General features: G+C 74.1%; 19 protein-coding genes. 9 read left to right on the plus strand and 10 right to left on the minus strand.

The window, feature by feature from the left end; translation table 11 throughout:
• The first annotated feature begins 12 nt into the window (after positions 1–12).
• Positions 13–726: a hydrogen peroxide-dependent heme synthase gene (gene hemQ, locus ACZ66Z_RS24035; RefSeq protein WP_469937142.1), complete on the plus strand. Its 714-nt coding sequence runs from the start codon at positions 13–15 to the stop codon at positions 724–726.
• A gap of 199 nt (positions 727–925) precedes the next feature.
• Here the strand turns inward: hemQ and ACZ66Z_RS24040 are convergent, their stop codons facing one another.
• The 4 genes from ACZ66Z_RS24040 to ACZ66Z_RS24055 all read right to left on the minus strand — a co-directional run bounded on the left by ACZ66Z_RS24040 (position 926) and on the right by ACZ66Z_RS24055 (position 5,075).
• Positions 926–1,648: a TIGR04222 domain-containing membrane protein gene (locus ACZ66Z_RS24040; protein ID WP_469937144.1), complete on the minus strand. Its 723-nt coding sequence runs from the start codon at positions 1,646–1,648 to the stop codon at positions 926–928.
• 62 nt (positions 1,649–1,710) lie between these two features.
• The gene (locus ACZ66Z_RS24045) at positions 1,711–2,763 is read right to left on the minus strand and encodes a TIGR04222 domain-containing membrane protein (protein WP_469937146.1); all 1,053 of its coding nucleotides are present in this window, start codon (positions 2,761–2,763) and stop codon (positions 1,711–1,713) included.
• 2 nt (positions 2,764–2,765) lie between these two features.
• On the minus strand, positions 2,766–4,160 hold the full coding sequence (locus ACZ66Z_RS24050) for an MbnB/TglH/ChrH family RiPP precursor modification enzyme (RefSeq protein WP_469937148.1): 1,395 nt from the start codon (positions 4,158–4,160) through the stop codon (positions 2,766–2,768).
• Positions 4,161–4,361: 201 nt separating this feature from the next.
• Entirely contained in the window at positions 4,362–5,075 is a 714-nt protein-coding gene (locus ACZ66Z_RS24055; protein ID WP_469937150.1) for a peptidyl-tRNA hydrolase, read from the minus strand.
• 71 nt (positions 5,076–5,146) lie between these two features.
• Between ACZ66Z_RS24055 and ACZ66Z_RS24060 the strand changes: the two genes are divergently transcribed.
• The 3 genes from ACZ66Z_RS24060 to ACZ66Z_RS24070 are packed head-to-tail and all read left to right on the plus strand — an operon-like array spanning position 5,147 to position 7,460.
• A complete protein-coding gene (locus ACZ66Z_RS24060) occupies positions 5,147–5,824 on the plus strand; it encodes an AIM24 family protein (protein WP_469937152.1) in 678 nt (225 codons plus the stop codon).
• Complete coding sequence (locus tag ACZ66Z_RS24065; RefSeq protein ID WP_469937154.1) at positions 5,821–6,813, plus strand: ATP-binding cassette domain-containing protein; 993 nt, start codon at positions 5,821–5,823, stop codon at positions 6,811–6,813. Before ACZ66Z_RS24060 ends, ACZ66Z_RS24065 begins: the two co-directional genes overlap by 4 nt.
• The gene (locus ACZ66Z_RS24070) at positions 6,810–7,460 is read left to right on the plus strand and encodes an ABC transporter (protein WP_469937156.1); all 651 of its coding nucleotides are present in this window, start codon (positions 6,810–6,812) and stop codon (positions 7,458–7,460) included. The genes ACZ66Z_RS24065 and ACZ66Z_RS24070 overlap by 4 nt, the downstream gene beginning before the upstream one ends.
• Positions 7,461–7,479: 19 nt before the next feature.
• On the opposite strand, the gene ACZ66Z_RS24075 is transcribed toward ACZ66Z_RS24070, so the two are convergent.
• Positions 7,480–8,361: a polysaccharide deacetylase family protein gene (locus tag ACZ66Z_RS24075; protein WP_469937329.1), complete on the minus strand. Its 882-nt coding sequence runs from the start codon at positions 8,359–8,361 to the stop codon at positions 7,480–7,482.
• 23 nt (positions 8,362–8,384) lie between these two features.
• A complete protein-coding gene (locus tag ACZ66Z_RS24080; protein WP_469937158.1) occupies positions 8,385–8,582 on the minus strand; it encodes a hypothetical protein in 198 nt (65 codons plus the stop codon).
• 114 nt (positions 8,583–8,696) lie between these two features.
• On the opposite strand from ACZ66Z_RS24080, the gene ACZ66Z_RS24085 reads away from it, so the two are divergent.
• On the plus strand, positions 8,697–10,247 hold the full coding sequence (locus tag ACZ66Z_RS24085) for a hypothetical protein (RefSeq protein WP_469937160.1): 1,551 nt from the start codon (positions 8,697–8,699) through the stop codon (positions 10,245–10,247).
• Here ACZ66Z_RS24085 and ACZ66Z_RS24090 read toward each other — a convergent pair.
• The 4 genes from ACZ66Z_RS24090 to zapE form a co-directional block, all read right to left on the minus strand.
• Positions 10,233–11,114 carry a PPK2 family polyphosphate kinase gene (locus ACZ66Z_RS24090; RefSeq protein WP_469937162.1) on the minus strand — a complete coding sequence of 294 codons (882 nt, stop codon included), beginning with the start codon at positions 11,112–11,114 and terminating at the stop codon, positions 10,233–10,235. The two genes, ACZ66Z_RS24085 and ACZ66Z_RS24090, sit on opposite strands and share 15 nt — an antisense overlap.
• 68 nt (positions 11,115–11,182) lie before the next feature.
• The gene (locus ACZ66Z_RS24095) at positions 11,183–12,544 is read right to left on the minus strand and encodes an alkaline phosphatase PhoX (RefSeq protein ID WP_469937164.1); all 1,362 of its coding nucleotides are present in this window, start codon (positions 12,542–12,544) and stop codon (positions 11,183–11,185) included.
• A 165-nt stretch (positions 12,545–12,709) separates the two neighbouring features.
• Positions 12,710–13,135, minus strand: coding sequence for an OsmC family protein (locus ACZ66Z_RS24100; protein ID WP_469937166.1), 426 nt, complete (start codon positions 13,133–13,135; stop codon positions 12,710–12,712).
• Between the two features lie 34 nt (positions 13,136–13,169).
• Positions 13,170–14,255 (minus strand): cell division protein ZapE, encoded by a 1,086-nt coding sequence (zapE, locus tag ACZ66Z_RS24105; RefSeq protein ID WP_469937168.1) that lies wholly within the window; start codon positions 14,253–14,255, stop codon positions 13,170–13,172.
• Between the two features lie 36 nt (positions 14,256–14,291).
• On the opposite strand from zapE, the gene ACZ66Z_RS24110 reads away from it, so the two are divergent.
• The 4 genes from ACZ66Z_RS24110 to msrB all read left to right on the plus strand — a co-directional run bounded on the left by ACZ66Z_RS24110 (position 14,292) and on the right by msrB (position 17,790).
• Positions 14,292–15,083 carry a pyrimidine reductase family protein gene (locus tag ACZ66Z_RS24110; protein ID WP_469937170.1) on the plus strand — a complete coding sequence of 264 codons (792 nt, stop codon included), beginning with the start codon at positions 14,292–14,294 and terminating at the stop codon, positions 15,081–15,083.
• A gap of 106 nt (positions 15,084–15,189) precedes the next feature.
• Positions 15,190–15,660 (plus strand): indole-3-glycerol phosphate synthase, encoded by a 471-nt coding sequence (locus ACZ66Z_RS24115; RefSeq protein ID WP_469937172.1) that lies wholly within the window; start codon positions 15,190–15,192, stop codon positions 15,658–15,660.
• A gap of 315 nt (positions 15,661–15,975) precedes the next feature.
• A complete protein-coding gene (gene murC / locus ACZ66Z_RS24120) occupies positions 15,976–17,367 on the plus strand; it encodes a UDP-N-acetylmuramate--L-alanine ligase (protein ID WP_469937173.1) in 1,392 nt (463 codons plus the stop codon).
• A gap of 15 nt (positions 17,368–17,382) precedes the next feature.
• Positions 17,383–17,790, plus strand: a complete 408-nt coding sequence (gene msrB / locus ACZ66Z_RS24125; protein ID WP_469937174.1) for a peptide-methionine (R)-S-oxide reductase MsrB — start codon at positions 17,383–17,385, stop codon at positions 17,788–17,790.
• The last annotated feature ends 14 nt before the right edge of the window (positions 17,791–17,804 follow it).

Consider the following 17,804-nt stretch of genomic DNA (forward strand, 5'->3'; position numbering starts at 1 on the left):
GAGAATAGGCGTATGAGTGCGCCCGAAAAGATCCCGAACGCCGGTAAGAAGGCGAAGGACCTCAACGAGGTCATCCGCTACACCCTGTGGTCCGTCTTCAAGCTGCGCGACGTCCTCCCCGAGGACCGCGGCGGTTACGCCGACGAGGTCCAGGAGCTGTTCGACCAGCTCGCGGCCAAGGACATCACGGTCCGCGGCACGTACGACCTCTCCGGTCTGCGCGCCGACGCCGACGTCATGATCTGGTGGCACGCCGAGACGAGCGACGAGCTCCAGGAGGCGTACAACCTCTTCCGCCGCACCAGGCTGGGCCGCGCCCTGGAGCCGGTCTGGTCGAACATGGCGCTGCACCGCCCCGCCGAGTTCAACAAGTCGCACATCCCGGCCTTCCTGGCCGACGAGAACGCGCGCGACTACGTCTCGGTGTACCCCTTCGTGCGCTCCTACGACTGGTACCTGCTGCCGGACGAGGACCGCCGCCGCATGCTCGCCGACCACGGCAAGATGGCCCGCGGCTACCCCGACGTCCGCGCCAACACGGTCGCCTCCTTCTCGCTCGGCGACTACGAGTGGCTCCTCGCCTTCGAGGCCGACGAGCTGCACCGCATCGTCGACCTCATGCGTCACCTGCGCGCCTCCGAGGCGCGGATGCACGTCCGCGAGGAGGTCCCGTTCTTCACCGGCCGCCGCAAGAGCGTCGCCGACCTGGTGGCGGGCCTGGCCTGACGGCCGTACGAGACCTGGTGGCGCGCCCGGCTCCCGGCCGGGCGCGCCATCCCTTGACCCGGAAGATCAGACGGCGGGCGGCACCCTTGCCCGTCGCTCCAGCGACACCGGGTCCGGCTCCGGGTGCGGCGCGCGTCACGCGCGCCGCACCGGCGTCATTTCCGGGCCCTTTCTCGCCCGGCCCCTCTTCCGTCCGGGCTCAGCCCCGAAGGGCCGCGCGGAGCTCCGGTTCGAGGACGGCGGGACCGCGCGTCGCGAGAGCCGTGAGCGGATCGGCCGACGAGAGCCCGGAGAGCAGCCGCTGCCCGGCCGGCGACGCCCAGCGGGTGTACGGGTACACCTCGACCCGGCCGATCAGCAGGCAGAGCCCCGACCCGATCAGCGGCAGCGCGAACGCGGCGACGACCGGGGTCCGATCGGCCGCCGGCACCAGGAGCGCCGCGACCGTCCCCAGCACCAGCGCCAGCAGGAACCCCGCCCGTACCGCCCGCACCCCCGCCGCGATCTCCCGGCGGCCCTCCTCGGACACGGCGAGCCCCCGGCCGACGAGATCCTCCGCGAGGAGGCGCACGGACTCGGCGCCCGCGACCACCGGACGGACGGCGGGGATCGGCGACTGCCCGCCGGGCCCGATGGCGGCCAGCACCGCGCGCTCCAGCCCGTCCCCGCCGCTCGCGTCCACGACCGTCGCCCAGCCGGTGCGGGCGAGCAGCAGCCGCCGCGCCCGGTGCATCGACACCAGGGTCAGGTCGGTGACCCGGAGCGGCCCCCCGGCGAGGTAGGCCGCCTCGCGCACGGTGAGTTCCCGCGCACCGCCGGGCGACCCGTGCGGGCGGGCGGCGGCGAGCGAGGCACGGCAGACCCGCACGCAGCCGACACCGGCCGCGACGTACGCCACGAGGAGGAGCGGAACCCAGGCCATGCCCCGGTTCTACGGGAGGACGGGCGCGTCCGCCACCCGATCGGCCGCACGGCCGGGGGAGCTCAGCCGCTGGAGCTGGAACACGAGCTGGAGCTCGAACTCGAACACGAACTTGAGCTGGAGCACGAGCTGGAGCTGGAGCACGAGCTCGAACCGGAACACGAACCGCCGCCGGAACCGCCGCCGGAGCAGGAGCCCGAGGAACAGGACCCGGACGAGCAGGACCCGCCGCCGCCCGAGCAGGAGCTCCCGCCCCCGCCTCCGCAGGAGCTGTTGGTCGCGCACCACTCCGTGGCCGCGCCGAGGACGGCCGCGTCCGCGGAGGAGAAGTGCGACGGCGAGGGCCGCCCGCCGCGCCCGTTCCGCCGCCGCGGCGGCGCGTGGAACCGGGCGGCGGCGATCAGCTGCTCCCGGAGCACCGGATCCGGCAGCGCCCGCAGCCCGTGCAGGGCCACGAGGTGCCCGGCGTCGGCGGGGCCGCCGTGCGCCCGCCCGTACGCGAAGACCGCGCGGCGGCCGGCCGAGGTGACCTGCCGGGCGGAGATCGACCCGCAGACGATCGCGGTGATCCCGGCGGCCAACAGCACCGGCAGCACCTTGATGACGAACGGGAGCCGGAACTCCGGGTCGCCGGCGAAGTCGATCACCGTGAGGAGGATCGAGACGGGGAAGAGCACGAGGGCCGTCAGGCCGAGGGCGAGGCACCGGCGGGCGGTGGTCCGCCGCGTCGCCGGCGCGACGATCAGCCCGCGCGCCGCGAGGCCGTCGCCGATCTCCTGGACCGCCGGGTGCCGCATCACGCCGAGACGCAGAGGGGGCAGGGCCCCGTGCGGGGCGGCGGCGTGCTCCTGGAGGACGGCGCGCTCCACCGGGTCGTACGCGGTGGGGCGGACGACCGCGACGATGCCGGGACCGCCGATCGCGATCCTGCCGTCCGCCTGGAGGGCGGCGAGCGCGGTGTCGACGACGCGGGCCGGGCCGCCGTTGAGGAACGCGACCTCGTACCGGTCGTGGACGGGCCCGCCGGGACCGCCGCGCGTCCGGACCACCCGGGTGATGACGAGGGCGATGCCGACGGCGCCCGCGAGGTAGAGGAGGGCGAGCAGGAAGTCCATGGTCATCTCCCTACGAGGGCGTGGCGGGCGGCCCGTACGAGCCGGGTGGCGCGGCCCGGCGGACGGTTGCCGGAACGGTCCTGCCACCACTCCGTGAGCAGCCGCCGCGCCGCCGGGTCCTCCGGACGGCCGGCGAGCAGCAGGTGCTCGACGAAGTCGAGCGCGTCCCGGCGGTAGCCGCCGGTCATGGGACGGGACCGGGCGTACGCGAGGAACGCGGGCCGGAAGCCCTTGCCGAGGATCTCCGGCAGCTCCGGCGCGACCTTCGCGACGACCCCGGCCCGCTTGGCCGCGAGGGCACGGCTCTGGACCCCGATCCGACGGGTGTCGAACCCTTCGGGGACGGGGGTGCCGGCGACGAGCGCGGAGAGGAGGGCGGCCTGGGTGACGGCCAGGCGTTGACGGGCGCCGTCGCACGGGGCGGGCGCGGGCTCGTGGACGACCGGGGCGCTCGGCATCGGGCCGCCCGACGCGCGGGCGCCGGCGCCGATCAGGAGCGGGGCCCGTTGGGGTGCGGGTATCAGCGGAAGGGCGCCGTGCGCGCGGGCCGCGCCCGCCCGTTCCGCCCCGGCGGACCGCAGGCCCACAGTGGTCCGGATCGCGTCCAGTTCCCCCGCGAGCTCCGCCATGGGCGGGAAGTCGTCGTCACGCTCCAGCAGCACCCCCGGCGGCGACACCCGGGACGCGAGGTCCGCCAGGACGTCCAGCACCGGCTTCGGCACCGGGTGGGCGTGGGTGTCGTGCCAGACGCCGTCCCGCTCGACACCGCCCGCCACGTGCACGTACGCGATCGCCCCGACCGGCAGCTCGGACAGGGCCCGCGCCGGGTCCTCGCCCCGGTTGACGTGGTTCGTGTGCAGGTTGGCGACGTCGACGAGGAGCCGCACCCCCGTGCGCTCCACCAGCTCCGCCAGGAACTCCCCCTCCGTCATCTCCTCGCCCGGCCAGGCGATCAGGGCCGCGATGTTCTCCAGGGCGAGCGGCACGGGCAGCGCGTCCTGCGCGATGCGCACGTTCTCGCAGAGCACGTCGAGGGCGTCCCGCGTGCGGGGCACGGGCAGCAGGTGGCCCGCTTCGAGCAGCGGGGTCGCGGTGAGCGGCCCCCCGGCCCGTACGAACGCGATGTGCTCCGTGACCAGCGGCGCCCCCAGGGCCACCGCCTTCTCGCCGAGCGCCGCGAGCCGCGCCGGGTCCGGCCGGTCCGCGCCGCCGAGCCCGAGCGAGACGCCGTGCGGCACGACCGTCACGCCGCGCCCGCGCAGCCGGGTCAGGGAATCGGGCAGATGGTCCGCGCAGATGTTCTCCGCGACGACCTCCACCCAGTCGACGCCGGGCAGCGCCTCCACCGCCTCCGCGATCTCGGGACGCCAGCCGATGCCGATGCCGAGTTCCGTCATGTCCCCCTCCTTCGGTCCCCAGTCCCCCAGGTGATGGCCCGGGCGCCTCCGTCCGAACCGTGAACGCCCCGGGTTCAGAGCTTCATTTGAGCTTCGGCCGCCGCCCGGACGCACAGGGCGCCGCCGGCCCCGGACGCCGTCGCCCGGGCGCCGTCACCGAGCGCGGCGGCCCGGCCGTCGGTCCGCCGGGGCGGGCGGCGGTCAGGAGGTCCGGGGGAGCCGCAGCTGCGGGGCGAAGCGCGCACCGCCCTCGGACACCACCGTGCACGAACCCGGGGCGATCTCCGTGAAGCCCGCGTCCCGCACCACCGGGAGGCCGCTCACCGTCAGCTGCGCCCACTCCCCGGCCGTCGCGGTCCGCACCGCGAGCGGGAAGCCCGCCTCGCGCCAGGCCTTCCGGTCGGCGTCCGGCATCGCCCACCACAGCAGCTGCGCCCCGTGCCCGGCCTGGGCCATCGCCTTGCCGGCCGACATGTGGAGCTCCGGGTTGAACCACAGCACCACCGCGCCCTCCGGCACGGGACCGGGCTCGGCCGGGTCGTCGAGGTCGGTGCCCGACACCTGGAGCCGGGCGAGCTCCTTGGGCCAGCCGTCGAGCGGGACCGGCGGGAAGACCCGCACCTCCGCCTCCGTACCGCCGACCGTGATCCCGGGGAGGGCGCCCGCGCGGCGCCACTCCGCGCCGCGGGCCCGGCGCACCACCTTCCGGATCCGGGCGTCCTGCCAGTCGGTGATCGCCCGCGCCCACTCGCCCTCGCCGAGGGAGCGGTCGTCGCCGAGGATCTCCAGGACGGCCCGCGCCGCGGTCTCCAGGGCGTCGGTACGGCTCGGGGGCGCGTCGCGCTCGATCCGGACGACCAGGGGGAGGACGAACTGGGGCTTCTCGTCGCGGAGATCGGTCTCGTTGCTGCTCACCCGGCAAGTCTGCCATCGGACTCAGGAGCGATTCTTGTGGGAATGATCCCTTCCGGGCCAGGATGCCCCTCATGAAGAGCGATCTTTTTTCCGGCGAGCACCTCGCCGAGGCGGCGACCTTCCCGGGGATGACCCTGCAGAACGCCAAGTCGGTCAAGTACACCGTGAACGGCGAGATGCACGCCCGCCAGGGTTCGATGATCGCTTTCCGCGGCGACCTCCAGTTCGAGCGCAAGGGCCAGGGCATCGGCGGCCTGCTCAAGCGCGCCGTCACCGGCGAGGGCCTGCCGCTGATGGCCGTGCGCGGTCAGGGCGAGGCCTGGTTCGCGCACGAGGCGCAGAACTGCTTCATCGTGGAGATCGAGCAGGGCGAGGCCTTCACGGTCAACGGCCGCAACGTCCTCTGCTTCGACTCCACCCTCCACTACGACATCAGGACCGTGAAGGGCGCCGGCATGACCGGCGGCGGCCTCTTCAACTCCGTCTTCTCCGGCTACGGCAAGATCGCCCTGGTGTGCGAGGGCAACCCGATCGTCATCCCCGTCACCCCGCAGGCCCCGGTGCACGTCGACACCGACGCCGTCGTCGGCTGGAGCGAGCAGCTCCACACCTCCCTGCACCGCTCGCAGTCCCTCGGCTCGATGATCCGCGGCGGCTCGGGCGAGGCGGTGCAGCTCAAGCTGGAGGGGCAGGGCTTCGTCGTCGTCCGGCCGAGCGAGCTCACCCCGCAGAAGAACCCCTCGAATTGAGGCTGGAGCACGTCGGGCGGCGGCACGGCCTCCGCGGGCCGTGGGTGCTGCGGGAGGTCTCGCTCGACCTGCCCGCCGGCGCGCTCGTCCGGGTCGTCGGCACCAACGGCACCGGCAAGTCCACGCTGCTCCGGCTGCTCGCGGGCATCGACGCGCCGACCGAGGGCCGCGTCACCGGCCGGCCCGCCCGCACCGCGTACGTCCCCGAGCGCTTCCCCGTCGCCCTCCCCTTCACGGCCGTCGACTACCTGGTCCACCTCGGACGCGTCCAGGGCCTCGGCCGGGCGGCGGCGCGGACCCGGGCGGGGGAGTGGCTGGAGCGCTTCGGGGCCGGCGAGCACGCCGGGACCGGGCTCGCGGAGCTCTCCAAGGGCACCGGCCAGAAGGTCGCCGTCGCCCAGGCCCTCCTCGCCGACCCGGCCCTGCTCGTCCTCGACGAGGCCTGGACCGGCCTCGACACCGGCGCCCGCGCCGAACTGGACACCGTCGTCCGCGAGCGCCTCGCGGCGGGCACGACGGTCGTCTTCGTCGACCACGACCCACGCCGCCTGCGGGGGGAGGCGACGGCGGTGTACGGGGTGCAGGCGGGCCGGGTGCGGCAGGCGGCGCCTGCCGGACTCGCGGGGCCGGGGCCCGGAGGCCCGGCGGCCGGGCCCGGACGCGCGGCGACGGGCGCGGGTCTCCGGGAGGCCCGGCCCGGGCCCGGGCCGACGGCGGGCGGTCCTTCGACGGGCGGGCCCGCGCCCGCTCCCGCCGTGCCCCTGCCGACGTCCGCTCCCGCCGCCCCCCGGCGCTCCGTCCGTATCGTCGCCTCCGGCGGGCGACCGCTTCCCGGGCGCCTGCCCGGCGGCCCCGCGGTCGCCCCCGGCGCCGACGGCGGCGCCACCGTCCTCACCGTGGACGCGGCGCACTCCGACGCGCTCCTGGGCGTGCTCCTCGCCGCGTCCTGGCACATCCACCACCTCGGCACCGAAGGCGTACGGACATGACGGCGCTCCTGCGCTACCAGTCGGCTCTGCTGCTCCGGTCCCAGCGCTGGCTTGCACCGCTGCTCCTCTACGCGGCCCTCATCGGCGTCGGCGTCCAGGCCGGCGAGCCGGTCCTCGGGGCGCTCGGGTTCACCGCGGCCGCGCTGCTCCCGGTGTCCGCCTGGACGGTGCGGACCTGTCTCACCCAGGAGCCGCCCGCCGCCCGGGGCGTGGTCGCGGCGGCGGCCGGCCGGGGCCGCGCCCATCTCGCGGCGCTGCTCACCGGGGCCGCCTGGCCGGTGCTCGTCGGCACGGTCGCGGTGCTCGCGGTGACGGCGGTCGGCGACCGGCGCGGGGTCACCCCGCTCGCCGCCGTCCTCACGGGGCTGTCGGCGGCCCTGGCCTGCGCCCTGACGGGCGCCGCCGTCGGCGCGCTGGCCTCCCGCCCCTTCCTCCGGGCCCCCGGCTGGTCCCTCGCCGCCCTCGTCCTCGGCTCCCTCCTCGCGCTCGTGACCACGGGGTCCCCGGCGAAGTCCGCGATGACCGCCCTGGTCGCCGGGGCCCGCACGGCGACCGTCGAGCCGCCCTGGGCGGCCTGCGGCGGCGCGCTGCTCCTGGCGGCGGCGACGGTGGTGCTCGCGTGCCGGGCGACGGCGCGCCTGGAGTGACCGGAGGGACGTCGTCGGGTCAGCGGCTCATGAGCTCCGAGACCTTGACGAAGCGGTAGCCGCGGGCGCGGAGCTCGGGGACGATCCGGCGGACCGCCCGCTCGGTCACGGGGGCGGCGCTGCGCGTGCAGTGCATGACGACGAGCGAGCCGGGCCTCACGCCGTCGAGGACCTGTTCGGCGACGGCGTCCGCGTCCTTCGCGAAGGCGTCGCCGCTGACGACGTCCCACTGGACCGCGGTGACGCCGGCGGGGGCGAGGGCGCGCAGGGCCGCGTCGTCGTAGCAGCCGCCGGGGAAGCGGAAGTACGGGACGACGTTGACGGCCCCGGCGTCCCGGAAGGCGTCGAAGGCGCGCTGCACGTCGGACGCCATGTCGGGCCGGGAGACGGTCGGCAGGCCGTAGCAGGGGGACGAGAAGGCGTAGTGGCTGTAGGAGTGGTTGGCGATCTCGAAGCGCGGGTCGCCGCCGATGGACTTGGCCTGGTCCGGGTACTCCTCCGCCCAGCGTCCGGTCATGAACACGGTCGCGTCCACCTCGAGCCGGCGCAGGGTGGCGATGAGCTCGGGGTTGTCGAAGTGCTCGCCGCGTGCGGCGCGGGGGCCCTGATCGGCGGTCATGTCGGCGTCGAACGTCAGCGCGACGACCTTCTCGGCGCCCTTCGCGCGGTGCGTGTAGACGGGGGTGAGGCCGCCGGGGCCGGGCGCCATGGTGGGCGGGGCGGCGGGGACGCGCGCGGGCTTGGGGCCGGGGGCGGCCTCGCTGGGCTTCGGCGAGGGGCCGTCGACGACGGCCGCCTTCGCCTTCGACGCCGGGTTTTCGGCCGCGCCGCCGCCGCAGCCGACGAGGGCGGCGCCCAGGAGACCGAGCGCCGCCAATTTTCGTACAGAAGTGTTCACGATCGGAAGTTAACCGATCAAAGTGATTATCGCTCGCGACTCGACAGCAGCAGCACCCGAGTCCACGCGCTGAGCTGACGCACCATCGCGTGAGCGTGCGCGGCCCGGTCCCGACGGAAGGGGAGGACGAGCAGGGCGGGCACGAAGGCGAGCGTCACGAGGAGCAGGGGCAGGGTCGACACGAGGACGATCAGGGCGCGCTGGGCCCATCGGAGCGTACGCATGGGGATCCTCAGGGGTGGTGGCTTGTACGGACCCCCACCGTCGGCGGCATCCGGTACGTTGCGACAGCCGCAACCGTTGCCGGTGCGGTGGCAACGCTCTGGGGGAGGGGTGCGATGACCGAAGTGGCCCGTACGCAGGGGAGTTCCTCGGAGGTCGAGCGGGGCGGGGCCCCCGAGGTCGCGGCGCTCGGCAACGCGTTGAAGGAGCTGTTCAACGGGCTGGGCGTCAGCCAGAGCCAGTACGCCCACCGCGTCCACCTCGACAAGTCCGCCGTCTCCCGCTACCTGGCCGGCCGCCGCATCGCGCCCCAGGACTTCATCGACCGCCTGGTCCGGGAGATCGAGGACCACCTCGGAGCGCCGCTCCGGCCGGAGGCGAAGGAGGCGCTCCGCGGACGGAGGCTGGAGGCGCTGCGGGTCCACAGTCCGGACGAGTTCCGGCTGGAGAGCCTGCGGGACGAGCTGGCGCGCTCGCGCCGGGACGCGCAGCGGGCCCACCGCACCATCGAGGCGCTGCACGCCCTCCTCGACAGGAAGGAGGCGGAGGTGCGGGACGTCGCCGACGACCTCACCCGCCTCCGCCTGGACTGGGGCGCGGAGCGGGCCGCCCTCGCCCACACCCAGGAGGACCTCCTCCGCCAGGTGGCAGAACTCCGTCAGGACCTCCAGGACGCGGAACACCTCCGGGCGGAGGCGGAACGCCAGACCCGGGAGCTGCGGGACCACGTGCTGGACCTGGAGGAGGAGCTGTCGCGGCGGAGGCCGGGGACCTCCCTCGGCGACGTGCCGCTGGAGCTGTTCAAGGAGCAGCTCCGGTGGACGTGGGACGAGGAGGACCTGCCCGAGGCGGCGCGTGACCTGACCGAGGCCGCGTGGTCCCGCCCCCTGGCGGAAGTGGCGGAGCTGCTGCGCTGGCTCAGGGAGAACGGCGCGTCCCCGGAGACGTTCGCCGCGGACGTGGCGCGGCTGCGGCCGCTGGCGGACGTGCTCGCCTTCGCCCCGGAAGTGGAGCGGCTGGGACGGTCCCGCATCCGGGAGTCATGGACGTCCGCCGTCGCCGCTCGGGTCACCGAGCGCAACGCGGCCGCCGTCTACCAGGGGCTGCGGGACCCCGAAACCCGCTCCGAGGCCGAGGCCGACCGCGTTCTCGCCGCGGCGGTGGGCCGCGTGCGGAGCAACGCGGAGGCGGTCGCCCTCGTCTCGGCCGCCCTGGCCGGCACGGCGCCCCCGGCCCGTCTGACGCGACTGGCGGAGAAGCTGGCCAAGGGGAGCCGGCTCGACCCGTTCGGTCTGCGGGTCGCCGTCGGGCTCGCGGAGGCGGGGCGGCTCGACGTGGCGGCCCTCGTCATCGCCGCCGCGGCCGGCCACGCGCCGGACCGGAAGGGCGACGAGATCGACGACGTGCGGCTCGGCCGCTGGGTCGGGGCGTTCGACGACGCCGGGATCGACAGCCTGTTCGATCTGGTGGCCTGGCTGGACGACACGGACGTCATGACCACCTTCGCCGACCGGCTGGCCCGCGCGCACGAGACGGAACTCCTCGACCGGCTGCTCACCACGATGGCCGAGTGCGGAAGGCTGGAGCTCCTCGACCTCCTCGACGCCCGCACGTCCGGACGGCTGCAGCGCGCCGTCCGCGACCGGCACCGCTCACGAGGCCAGTAGCCGTCGTCGGTACTCCTTCACGTCGAAGTCCCCCGGCGGGTACCGCGGGTCCAGCTCCTCCAGGTGGTCGAGGAGCAGCTTGCTGATCGCCCAGTTGCGGTACCACTTGCGGTCCGCCGGGACCAGGTACCAGGGGGCCCCGTCCGTCGTGCAGCGTTCGAGGGCGAGCTCGTACGCCTGCTGGTACGCCGGCCACAGCGCCCGCTCCTCGATGTCGCCCGGGTTGAACTTCCAGTGCTTGTCGGGATCGTCCAGGCGCGCGAGGAGCCGGGCGCGCTGTTCCTCGTAGGAGAGGTGCAGGAAGACCTTGACCACGGTCACGCCGTCCTCGGCGAGGGACTTCTCGAAGCGGTTGATCTGACCGTAGCGGCGGCCGAGCAGACGGCGGGGGACCAGCTCCCGGACCCGGGCGATGAGGACGTCCTCGTAGTGCGAGCGGTCGAAGATGCCGATCTCGCCCGGCTCGGGGAGCGCCCGCATGATCCGCCAGAGGAAGGGGTGGTTCCGCTCCTCCCGCGTCGGTGCCTTGAAGGCGTGGATGCGGCAGCCGGACGGGTTGAAGAGACCGATGACGTGCTTGACCGTGCCACCCTTGCCGCTGGTGTCCATGCCCTGGAGGACGAGGAGCAGCCTCCGGCGGTCGCCGGCGGTGCTCGCCGCGTACAGCCGCTCCTGGAGTTCGGCGAGGCGCGGCCCCAGGGCGGCGGTGGCGGCGAGCCCCGCCGCCTTGCCGGCGGGGCCGCCCGGGGTCGCCCCCGCGTCGTACGAGGCGAGGTCGATCCGCTCGCCCCCGGGAACGCGGAGGAGGTCGCGCAGCACGGGCTCCGGTGCCCTCTCCCGCTTCCGTCCGCCGTCCTTCTTCGGCATCCTCCGCCCCTTCCGCCGCGCCGGTCGTCCTCTCCCGATCGTGCGCCGGATCCCGGGCGCCCGCTAGCTCAGCACCACGGGCCCGTGACCGCGAAGGTCGTGCCGGGCGCGTAGCAGTTGACGTACATGGTCGAGCCGTCCGGGGAGAAGGTGACGCCCGCGAACTCGCCCCACTCCGGGGCGTCCGGGGTGCCGATGTTCTGTGCGCCCCGGGCGACGGCGTACACCTCGCCCTCCCTGCTCACCCCGAAGACGTGCTGCGCCCCGTTGCCGTCCTCGCAGACCATCAGGCCCCCGGTCGGCGCCAGGCAGATGTTGTCCGGGGACTCGCCGGGGAGCCGGACGTCGGTGTCCGGGCCGAAGACCACGACGAGGGTGAGCCGGCGCCGGTGCGGCTCGTACTTCCACACCTGGCCGAAGTGCGTGGCCGCCGAGCCGTCCTTGGTCCGCGCGAAGGAGGACACGAAGTAGACGGCCCGGCCGCCCCAGTAGCAGCCCTCCAGCTTCTGGGCGTGCGTGATGCCCCCGGGCCCGAAGTCCTGGTGCCGGATCGAGGTCGTGGTCGCCAGGGGGTCGGGTACGGGGACCCACTCGATGCCCTCGAAGCGGGCACCGGTCTCCTGGACGACGGAGAGGTCGGGCACGCCGGGCACCCGCATGGCCTCCAGGGCGCCGCCCGCGCGCAGCGAGCCGGTGCCGCCGAGCGGCTTCTCGGGGAGGAAGCGGTAGAAGAGCCCGAAGGGCCGCTCGAAGGCGTCCTCCGTCTCGTACACGATGCCGCTCTTCGGGTCGATCGCGATCGCCTCGTGCTGGAAGCGGCCCATCGCGGTGAGCGGGACGGCTCCGGTGCGGTGCGGGTCGGCCCCGTCGACCTCGAAGACGAAGCCGTGGTCCTTGGCGTAGCCGTTGGTGCCGGCCCGGTCCTCGGTCTCCTCGCAGGTCAGCCAGGTGTTCCACGGGGTGGGGCCGCCGGCGCAGTTGACGGCGGTCCCGGCGATGGCGACCCGCTCGCCGAGGACGTCGTTGCGGCCGTCGAGTTCGAGGACCGTGCAGCCGCCCTTGCCGGCCGGGTCGTACGTGAGGCCCGGGACGGTGGGCACGGCGATCTTCCCGGTGACCCGGTTCTCGTGGTTGCGGACGAGGTGCACCCGGCCGCGGCGGCCGGCGAAGGCACCCATGCCGTCGTGGTTGCCGGGGACCGGGCCCTCGCCGGAGCGGAGCGGGTCGCCCTCCCGGGAGAGCACCTTGTAGCGGAAGCCGGCCGGGAGGTCGAGGAGACCGTCCGGGTCCGGTACGAGGGGGCCGTGACCTCCCCGGCGGCCCGCGGCCGCGGCGCTTCCGGCGAAGAGTTCGGAGAGGGCGCCCGTGAAGGCGATCCCGGCGACGGACGCGCCGGTGCGGGAGAGGATCTGACGTCGTGTCGCGGACATGAGGCAACCCACTTTCCTGCAGGGGGTCCCCCCGGGCCGCCGGGCCCGGGGGGAGGACAGGTGTGTGACGTGACGTGTGACCCGCATGTGTGTATCACGCACCCTCGTGGCACGTGAACCATGCGGGCCGCAACTGCCCCATGTGGCGTGTGTGCTGACTGGGCGTCAGGCCAGTTCGGCGGTGAGGGTGATCGTCGTGCCGGCGAGCGCCTGGCTGACCGGGCAGTTCTTCTTCGCGTCCTCGGCGATCGCCTGGAACTCGTCCGCGTCCAGGCCGGGGACCGTGCCGCTCACGGACAGGTGGATGCCGGTGATGCCCTCGCCCGGCTGGAACGTGACGTCGGCCTTCGTCTCCAGGCGCTCGGGAGCGTGGCCCGCCTTGGCCAGACCGTTGGAGAAGGCCATCGAGAAGCAGGAGGAGTGCGCGGCGGCGATCAGCTCCTCGGGGCTGGTCTTGCCGTTGGGCTCCTCCGACCGGGCCGGCCAGGAGACGTCGTACGAGCCGAGACCGGAGGAGTCGAGGGTGACGACGCCGGAGCCCTTGAGGAGGTCGCCCTGCCAGACGGTGTGGGCGTGACGCACGGTGGCCATGGTGGATCCCTTTCGATCGGGTACGGCCCCCAAGCTACTGCGCGACGAGCCCCTTCGCGTCGCGGGCGAGCGCGGTGAGCCGCGAGATCGCCCGGAAGTACTTCTTGCGGTAGCCGCCGTTCAGCATCTCCTCGCTGAACAGCCCGTCGAAGGGGAGACCGGAGGCGAGCACGGGTATCTCGCGGTCGTAGAGCCGGTCGGCGAGGACGACGAGCCGCAGCGCCGTGGACTGGTCCGGGACCGGCCGGACGTCGGTGAGGCAGACGGCGCTGAGCTCGTCCGTGAGGGCGCCGTACCGGCTCGGGTGCACCCTGGCCAGGTGTTCGAGCAGGTGCGGGAAGTCGTCGAGGGAGGCGCCCGGCGTCGCGTACGCGGTCTGGGTGACGACCTGGTCGGAGTACGGGGCCGGGGCCTCGGGCAGACCGCGGTGGCGGTAGTCCTCGCCGTCGATCCGCAGCGGCCGGAAGTGGGCGGAGAGGCCCTGGATCTCGCGGAGGAAGTCGGCGGCGGCGAAGCGGCCCTCGCCGAGCTTGCCCGGGAGCGTGTTCGAGGTGGCGGCGAGGGCCACGCCCGACTCGACGAGCTTGCCGAGGAGGCTGGAGACGAGGACGGTGTCGCCCGGGTCGTCGAGCTCGAACTCGTCGATGCAGAGGAGCCGGTGCCCGCTGAGCGTCTTCACGGTCTGCTGGAAGCCGAGCGCGCCGACCAGGTTGGTCAGCTCGACGAAGGTGCCGAACGCCTTCAGCGCGGGCTCCGCGGGGGTCGCGTGCCACAGCGAGGCGAGCAGGTGGGTCTTGCCGACGCCGTATCCGCCGTCCAGGTAGACCCCGCGCGGGCCGCTCGGGGCGGCCGGCTTCCTCGCGAACCAGCGGCGCCTGCCGGCGCCGGAGGCGTGCGCTCCGCCGAGGCCCTCGGCGAAGGAGCAGAGGACCTTGACGGCCTCCGTCTGGCTCGGCTGGTGCGGGTCGGGCAGGTACGTGTCGAAGCGCACGGAGTCGAAGCGCGGCGGCGGCACCATCTCCGCCACGAGGCGCTCGGCGGGGACGTGGGGCTCTCGGGAGCAGAGCGAGAGCGGGGCCGCTTCGGAGGAAGCCGCTTCGGTGAGGGCACGGGTCGACACAGTTCCCCACTGTAAGCGCCGTGCCAGACTGCGAGGATGCGCCAGCTCTTCCCTGTGACGGACATGACAGCCTCGACCGCCTCCGACCAGGGGCGGTCGGCCGCCTCCGATCGCGAGTGGTCGCTCGACGCCCTCGCCGACGCCTACGCGTATCCGGAGGGGGGCGGCACCTGGCTGCGGGCCAACATGGTCTCCTCGCTCGACGGCGCCGGTCAGCACGACGGGCGCTCCCAGCCGCTCTCCTCCGAAGCCGACATGCGGATCTTCGGCATGCTGCGCGGGCTCGCCGACGTGGTCGTGGTGGGCGCGGAAACGGTACGGCTGGAGGGCTACCGCCCGGCCCGGGCGCGGGAGGCCTTCGCGGGCCGCCGGGCCGCCGCGGGACAGGGCCCCGCGCCCGTGATCGCCGTGGTCAGCGCCTCCCTCGACCTGGACTTCTCGCTGCCGCTCTTCACCGAGCCGCTGGTGCCGACCGTGGTCCTCACCGGGTCCGGCGCCCCCGCCGACCGGATCCGGGCCGCCCGGGAGGCGGGCGCCGAGGTGCTCTTCGCGGGCGACGGGGCCCGGGTGATGCCGGCCCGCGCGGTGGCGGTGCTCGCGGAGCGCGGGCTGCGCCGCCAGCTGACCGAGGGCGGGCCCCGGCTGCTCGGCCAGTTCGTGGGGGCGGACGTCCTCGACGAGCTGTGCCTGACGATCTCGCCGACGATGACGGCGGGCGACGCCCAACGGATCGCCGGGGGCCCCGCGGTGGCCGTCCCGACACGCTTCCAGGTGGCTTCCGTGCTGGAGCAGGACGGCTTCCTCTTCACCCGCTACCGTCGGATCTGACAATCGGCGGAATTTGTCGTTCCGCTTAGTGTCGGCTGGGCACACTTACTGTCGCAGACCCCGTGCGGGCACGGGGAAGGATGGTTTCCGCAGAAGGGCTCCTGAGGTGTTCACAAGCGTTCTGATGATCGAGAAGCCCCTCACGTCCGTCGACGTGGAATTCGTCACCACCCTGCACGGCGACGAGGGCGTGTCCTTCATCGTCCTCATGCAGCCGCGTGGTGACCAGGCCGATGTACTGCTGCGCGCCATCGACGACGTCGCCATGGGCGAGCTCAAGGACGCCGCCCGGGAGGGCGACGAACCGGAGGGCAAGGCGGCCAGGGTTCCCGCCGAGCAGGCCCTGGAGGTCTCCCTCCGGGCCCTGAGGAAGGCAGGCTGCGAAGCGGTCGGCCAGGTGGTCGAGAACCACCCGCTCGACAAGATGAAGGCGGTGGTCGACGAGTCGAAGGCGGACGAGGTGATCGTTCTCACCGCTCCGCACTACGTGGAGGAGTTCTTCCACCGGGACTGGGCGTCCCGGGCCCGCCACAAGGTCGGCGTCCCCGTCCTGAAGCTCTTCGCCCACAGCGAGTAGCGGCCGGCCCGTGTCCGCGCCCCGTGCAGGGGGCGCGGACACGGCCGGCCCGTCCCCGAGGACACGGCCGGCCCGTCCCCGAGGACACGGCCGGCCCGTCCCCGAGGACACGGCCGGCCCGTCCCCGAGGACACGGCCGGCCCGTCCCTGAGGACACGGCCGGCCCGTCCCCGAGGACACGGCCGGCCCGTCCCCGCGGACACGGACCCGCCGACCGCCGGGGCCCCGGCCGGGAGCCACTAGGCTGGGTGTTTCCAGACGCCCACCCGTTGCGCGCGCAACAGGTGGCCACGAACCACCCGGGGAGAGATCCGCATGGCACCCGCCATTCCCGCCGCCATGGAACGGCCGCACTTCATCGGCATCGGCGGTGCCGGGATGTCGGGCATCGCGAAGATCCTCGCCCAGCGCGGCGCCAAGGTCGCCGGCAGCGACGCCAAGGAGTCCGCGACCGCCGAGTCGCTGCGCGCCCTCGGCGCCACCGTGCACATCGGCCACGCCGCCGAGCACCTCGCCGACGACGCCTCCGCCGTCGTCGTCTCCAGCGCCATCCGCGCCGACAACCCCGAGCTGGCCCGCGCCGCCGAGCTCGGCATCCCCGTCGTCCACCGCTCCGACGCCCTCGCCTCCCTCATGGGCGGCCTGAGCGCGATCGCCGTCGCCGGCACGCACGGCAAGACGACCACCACCTCCATGCTGGCCGTCGCGCTCACCGAGCTCGGCCTCGACCCCTCGTACGCCATCGGCGGCGACCTCGCGGGCCCCGGCACGAACGCCCGGCACGGCGCCGGCGAGATCTTCGTCGCCGAGGCCGACGAGAGCGACCGCAGCTTCCAGAAGTACGACCCCGAGGTCGCGATCGTCCTCAACGTCGAGCTGGACCACCACGCGAACTACGCGTCGATGGACGAGATCTACGAGTCCTTCGAGGCCTTCACCGCCAAGATCCGCCCCGGCGGCACCCTGGTCGTCGGCGAGCACGCCGGCGCCCGCGAGCTGGCCCGCCGCGTCGCGGACCGCGACGGCCTGAGCGTCGTCACCGTCGGAGAGTCCGAGGACTCCGACGCCCGCATCCTCAAGATCGTCCCGAACGGCATGAAGAGCGAGGTGACCGTCCTCCTCGACGGCGTCGAGCACGCCTTCACCGTCTCCGTCCCGGGCCGCCACTACGCCCACAACGCCGCCGCGGCCCTCGCCGCCGGCGCCCGCGTCGGCATCGACCCGGCCGAGCTCGCCCAGGCCCTCACCGCCTACACCGGCGTCGGCCGCCGCCTCCAGCTCAAGGGCGAGGCCAAGGGCGTCCAGGTCATCGACTCGTACGCGCACCACCCCACCGAGATGACCGCCGACCTGGAGGCCATGCGCGGCGCCGCCGGGGCCTCCCGCCTCCTCGTCGTCTTCCAGCCGCACCTCTTCTCCCGCACCCAGGAGCTGGGCAAGGAGATGGGCGACGCGCTGGCCCTCGCCGACGCCTCCGTCGTCCTCGACATCTACCCGGCCCGCGAGGACCCGATCCCGGGCATCACCAGCGAGCTGATCATCGCGGCGGCCGAGCGGGCCGGCGCCGACGTCACGGCCGTCCACGACAAGGAGTCGGTCCCCGACGTCGTCGCGGGAATGGCAGGCCCCGGCGACCTCGTTCTCACGATGGGCGCGGGCGACGTCACGGATCTCGGTCCGAAGATCCTCGCCCGCCTGTCGAACTGAGGGAGTGGACGAACGATGGCGTACGAGGTCGAGAAGCCGGACGAGGAGTGGCAGGCGCAGCTGAGCCCGACGGAGTACCAGGTGCTCCGGCTGGCCGGCACGGAGCCCGCCTTCCGGGGTGAGTACACCGACACGAAGACGAAGGGCGTCTACTCCTGCCGCGCCTGCGGGGCGGAGCTCTTCACGTCGAACGAGAAGTTCGAGTCGCACTGCGGCTGGCCGTCCTTCTACGACCCGAAGGACAGCGAGGCCGTCGAGCTCGTCGCGGACACCTCCCACGGCATGGTCCGCACCGAGGTCCGCTGCGCCCGCTGCGGCTCCCACCTGGGCCACGTCTTCGAGGGCGAGGGCTACCCGACCCCGACGGACCAGCGGTACTGCATCAACTCGATCTCGCTGCGTCTGGAGCCCGAGGAGGGCTGACCCCCGGACGGTTC

This window comes from Streptomyces sp. NPDC107498 (genome assembly GCF_055582805.1).